This is a genomic window from Veillonella sp. AS16 (assembly GCF_000517785.1).
GTDB lineage: Bacteria > Bacillota > Negativicutes > Veillonellales > Veillonellaceae > Veillonella > Veillonella denticariosi.
In genome coordinates this window covers 1-1,200 of sequence record NZ_AZYX01000004.1, presented here as the reverse complement: position 1 = coordinate 1,200, position 1,200 = coordinate 1, and the positions used below count along the sequence as shown (strand labels likewise).

Annotated in this window: 1 protein-coding gene; it reads right to left on the bottom strand. The window is 45.6% G+C overall.

Annotation, left to right across the window (positions count from 1 at the left end):
* Nucleotides 1–21: 21 nt before the first annotated feature.
* Nucleotides 22–1,200: elongation factor Tu (gene tuf, locus HMPREF1521_RS00035; RefSeq protein ID WP_038114313.1), on the bottom strand; the 1,179-nt coding region annotated here is incomplete at its 5' end.

The following is a 1,200-nucleotide window of genomic DNA, read 5'->3' as shown; positions in this document are numbered from 1 at the left end:
GCGATGAGCATAAAAGGTATATTAACCTTCGATTTGTGTTACTACACCGGCACCTACTGTGTGGCCACCTTCGCGGATCGCGAAACGAAGACCCTCTTCGATAGCGATTGGAGTAATCAATTCGATTTCCATTGTTACGTTATCGCCAGGCATACACATTTCTACACCTTCAGGAAGGTTTACAACACCTGTTACGTCAGTTGTACGGAAGTAGAATTGTGGACGGTAGTTGGAGAAGAATGGCGTATGACGGCCACCTTCTTCTTTAGTCAAAACGTATACTTCTGCTTTGAATTTAGTGTGTGGGTTGATGGAACCCGGTTTAGCCAATACTTGACCACGTTCGATGTCTTTACGGTCAACGCCGCGAAGCAATGCGCCCACATTGTCACCTGCTACTGCGGAATCCAATGTTTTACGGAACATTTCAAGACCTGTAACAACATATTGTTCAGCTTTTTCTTTCAAGCCTACTACTTCTACAGTGTCACCAACGTTCACTTCACCACGTTCAACACGGCCAGTTGCTACTGTACCACGACCGGTGATTGTGAAAACGTCTTCCACAGGCATCAAGAAAGGTTTATCAGTATCACGAACTGGAGTTGGGATGTAGGAATCTACAGCCGCCATCAATTCGTCGATTTTTGCTACGTATTGAGCATCGCCTTCCAAAGCTTTCAATGCGGAACCTACGATAATAGGCACTTCGTCGCCAGGGAATTCGTAGGAAGAAAGAAGTTCACGAACTTCCATTTCAACCAATTCGATCAATTCTTCGTCATCAACCATATCGGCTTTGTTCAAGAATACTACGATTGCAGGAACGCCAACCTGACGAGCCAACAAGATGTGTTCGCGAGTTTGAGGCATAGGGCCGTCAGCTGCGGATACAACCAAGATAGCACCGTCCATTTGCGCTGCGCCGGTGATCATGTTTTTAACATAGTCAGCATGGCCCGGGCAGTCAACGTGTGCATAGTGACGATTTTCAGTTTCATACTCAACGTGTGCAGTGTTGATTGTGATACCGCGTTCACGTTCTTCAGGAGCTTTATCGATCATGCTGTAATCCTGGAAGTCAGCTTGGCCTTTTTCAGCCAATACTTTAGTGATTGCAGCAGTCAAAGTAGTTTTACCATGGTCAACGTGACCGATTGTACCGATATTAACATGCGGTTTCGTACGTTCAAATTTTTC